The following is a 3,777-nucleotide window of genomic DNA, read 5'->3' as shown; positions in this document are numbered from 1 at the left end:
GATCAGGTCCTGTTGAGCACACTCATCATCCCAGGCGATCCGCGGCTTGCCGGGCCGGTCATAGCCGCCGCCGGTCAACGCGGCCAGACGAGTCGCGTGCTGCTCGACCACCACCGCACCACCGTCGACCTCTCGGGCGACCCGCCGGATCGCCGCGATCACCTGGGTGATGGCGTCCTGGCGGGCCACCGCGTCATCGAAGAYCGTCGAATCCAGCGCTCGACGGCTCTTACCCGCGAGCACCCCGGTGGTGGTGATGACCTCGCGTACCACCTCGAAAATGCGGTGCGGCCGGTCGCTGGCTGCCAGTCGCCGACGCCAGTACGTCAGAGTCGACGGATGAAAACCTTTGTTACCCAACACGAATCCACACGCCGCTTTCCACCGCAGATCGAAAGTGACCGCATCAGCGGCTTCGCGATCGGACAAACCCTGCAGCGTTTGCAGCACGATCACCGACGCCATCGTGGCCGGCGGGATCGACGGACGGCCCCGGCCGCTGGGAAACAGGTCCGCGAACATCTCCGCAGGAAACAACTGCTCGCGATGAGCAGCCAAAAACGCGAACACACTGCCCTCGGCCAGCAAATGCCCGACGACCGAGTTCACATCCAGAAACTCACCCTGACGATCCGGCTCACCCTGCATACCCACCAGGATCCCAGCCCACCAGGCAAACCCGCTCACCCCACACCGAAACGACACCGACTATTTCAGCAGTCTCTTAGGGTGCAAGGGGAAGGTCAGCTCACCGCCTTCGTGACCAGCGTCGCAATGGTCTTCTCGGCCTCGGTGTCCAGAGTGCTGACCGCGAACGACGTCGGCCAGAATCCGCCGTCGTCGAGGTTGGCGTTCTGGGTGAACCCGAAGGTGGAGTACCGCTCCTTGTCGTCGTGCCCGCTGCGGAAGAAACACACGACCTTGCCCTTCAGCGCGTAGGCCGGTTGCCCGTACCAGAGCTTCGGCGCGAGGTCCGGCGCGGTCGTGGTGACGATCGCGTGGATGCGTTCGGCCAGCGCGCGATCGGCCGGGTCCATGCTCTCGAGCTTCGCGAGCAGATCGAGTTCCTCGGCCGCCTTCTTGTTCCCGCGCCCGCGGGACTTCTCCTTCTCGAGTTCCGCGGCGCGCTCCTTCATCGCGGCGCGTTCCTGATCGGAGAATCCTCCTGAGCTGCCCATTCGCGTTCGCTTCGTGGTCGATGGCCTCGGGGCCGAGGCAGCTCTCACGGTAGTGCGCGGCGGGTCAGGGGGCTTCTCGATTCCGAACCGGTCGAAGGTCTCGACGCGGACTCACACCCGCCCTCGTAGGATCGCGTTCCAGTACAGGCGCGGGAGGGCATATCGGTCGAAGGCCCACGCACTCCGTCGCGGTTTGAGCGGGTCGATGACCGACGGCAACGACGACGTGACGGTCCCGTCGCGGTCGAACTCGGCGGCGATCAGATGATGTGCGTCCGTCGCGATCGGCGCGACGGTGTACCCGTCGTAGGCGGTGAGGTCCTCGCCGGCCCGCGCGGCCGCGATGTTGTCTGCAAGCACCGAGATCTGCCGTCGCAGACCGCCGCCCGACGGGTCGGTCGCGATCGCGGCGCCGTCACCGGCTCCCCAGATGGACGGATGGGTGCGGTGACGCAGCGTGTGGGGGTCGATGTCGACGAGCCCCCGGTCGCGGGCGGCCAGGCCCGAGTCGGTCACCAGGTCGGCACCTCGGAAGGGCGGGACGAGATGCAGCATGTCGTAGTACACATCCTGGGTGTCCGAGCCGGTGACCACGGTGACCCGGCGATCGACCGGATGCAGTCGTACGGAGCTGTCGAGCAGCACGCGGACGCCGAGTTCGTCGAGGCACTCCGAGAGGCGGGCGTCGAGGGCATCGACGCCGAGCAGATGGGGCCGGTCGACGGTCAAGGTGATGTCGAGCGACTCGAGGATGCCTCGACGCCGCCAGTGGGCGGCGGCCAGGAAGAGTGGTTTGAGTGTGGTCCCGGTGCAGCTGACCGGCGGACGCGGGACGGTGAACACCGCTCGTCCACCCCGTGGCATCGAGGTGACGAGATCCCAGGTCTGTTCGGCCCGGTCGAGATAATTGCTGGCCACCGCCGGGTCGGCGATCGCGAGTTCGATCCCCGGCATCGCGTCGTGATCCGGTACGAGTCCGACGGCCAGGACGAGGTCCCGGTAGCCGATGTCGGCGCCCGAGGCGCAGCGGATCGTCCGCTTTCCCGCGTCGACGACGACGGCGGTGTCGCGCAACCACGTCACCCCGTCCGGCGTCACCGATCGCTGCGTACGCTCGGCGTCCTGCAGTGTCGCCTGACCTCCGCCGACGTAGGAGAGCAGGGGGCGGTACGTGTGGACGGCTTGCGGTTCGATCACCGCGACATCGGTGACGCCCAGACGCAGTAGTCGCGCCGCCGCGCTGAGGCCGGCGTTTCCGCCGCCGACGATGACGACGTCGAAGTGTCGGGTCTCGCGAGATGAGGTCATGCGGGTCAATACCCGGCGGGGCGGTCGGGAAAACCGGGGGAGCCGGCTGTGCCGCGTGCCGGGTCCGCCTCGGCCGGGTCCTCGTGGTCCGGGTGCTGGGTGCGACCATGGACCGATGACCGCCACGCTCGTCGCCAAGGACGTCGCCGGGGGATATGCCCACCGCGTCCTCTTCGACCACCTCGATCTCACGGTGGCACCCGGCGACGTGATCGGCGTGGTCGGTGCCAACGGTGCCGGGAAGACCACGCTGCTGCGGGTACTCGCCGGCGATCTCGCGCCCCTGGAGGGGACGGTGACCCGTGCACCGTCCGACGCTTTCGTCGGATGGCTGCCGCAGGAGCACGAACGGGTTCCCGGTGAGGTGGTGCGCGCGTACGTCGCCCGTCGGACGGGGTGCGCGGCGGCGACGGCGGCGATGGACGCGGCGGCGGACGCGTTGGCCGACCCCGATGCCGCGGCGCCGGGAGATCCGGCCGAGACGTATGCGGCCGCGCTCGACCACTGGTTGGCCACCGGGGCGGCCGATCTCGACGAGCGGCTGCCGGCGGTCCTCGCCGACCTCGGGCTCGGTGACGGTGTCATCGACCCGGATGCCACCCTGATGGCGGATCTGTCCGGTGGCCAGGCCGCGCGGGTCGGGCTCGCCGCGCTGCTGTGCTCGCGGTTCGACATCGTGCTCCTCGACGAACCGACCAACGACCTCGATCTCGACGGCCTCGCGCGCCTGGAGGAGGTCGTGGCCGGCATGCGGGGCGGCGTCGTCCTGGTCAGTCACGACCGAGAGTTCCTCGCGCGCAGCGTCACCCGGGTGCTCGAACTCGACCTCGCACAGCACACCAACACCGTGTACGGCGGCGGATACGAGAGCTACCTCGAAGAGCGTGCCGTCGCCCGCCGTCACCGTCGCGAGGAGTACGAAGAGTTCGCGGCCAGGAAGGCCGACCTCGTCGCACGCGCTCGGACCCAGCGTGAGTGGTCGAGTCAGGGTGTCCGCAATGCCATCCGGAAAGCGCCGGACAACGACAAGATCCGACGCCGCGCCGCCACCGAGTCCAGTGAGAAGCAGGCGCAGAAGGTCCGGCAGATGGAGAGCCGGATCGCTCGGCTCGACGAGGTCGCCGAACCGCGCAAGGAATGGGTTCTCGAGTTCACCATCGGGTCCGCGCCGCGCTCCAGCTCGGTGGTCGCCACCCTCAACGAAGCGGTTGTGCGACAGGGGGATTTCGTGCTGGGCCCGATGTCGTTACAAGTGAACGCCGGCGAACGCATCGGCATCACGGGCCACAAC

The 3,777-nt window shown here is 68.4% G+C and carries 4 protein-coding genes; 1 reads left to right on the top strand and 3 read right to left on the bottom strand.

Going from position 1 to position 3,777, the window contains the following annotated elements; translation table 11 throughout:
- The 3 genes from A9310_RS22210 to A9310_RS22200 form a co-directional block, all read right to left on the bottom strand.
- A partial coding sequence (locus tag A9310_RS22210; protein ID WP_254661316.1) for a transposase occupies nucleotides 1-648 on the bottom strand: 648 nt, incomplete at its 3' end.
- 95 nt (nucleotides 649-743) lie between these two features.
- Nucleotides 744-1,178, bottom strand: a complete 435-nt coding sequence (locus tag A9310_RS22205; RefSeq protein WP_065632426.1) for an iron chaperone — start codon at nucleotides 1,176-1,178, stop codon at nucleotides 744-746.
- 111 nt (nucleotides 1,179-1,289) lie between these two features.
- Complete coding sequence (locus A9310_RS22200; RefSeq protein ID WP_065632425.1) at nucleotides 1,290-2,486, bottom strand: NAD(P)/FAD-dependent oxidoreductase; 1,197 nt, start codon at nucleotides 2,484-2,486, stop codon at nucleotides 1,290-1,292.
- A 115-nt stretch (nucleotides 2,487-2,601) separates the two neighbouring features.
- Between A9310_RS22200 and A9310_RS22195 the strand changes: the two genes are divergently transcribed.
- Nucleotides 2,602-3,777: ATP-binding cassette domain-containing protein (locus A9310_RS22195; protein ID WP_065632424.1), on the top strand; the 1,176-nt coding region annotated here is incomplete at its 3' end.

The organism is Gordonia sp. UCD-TK1 (assembly GCF_001691435.1).
Lineage (GTDB): Bacteria > Actinomycetota > Actinomycetes > Mycobacteriales > Mycobacteriaceae > Gordonia > Gordonia hongkongensis.
Note: the sequence above shows the minus strand (reverse complement) of the source record. Positions and strands in the feature narration are given on the sequence as shown.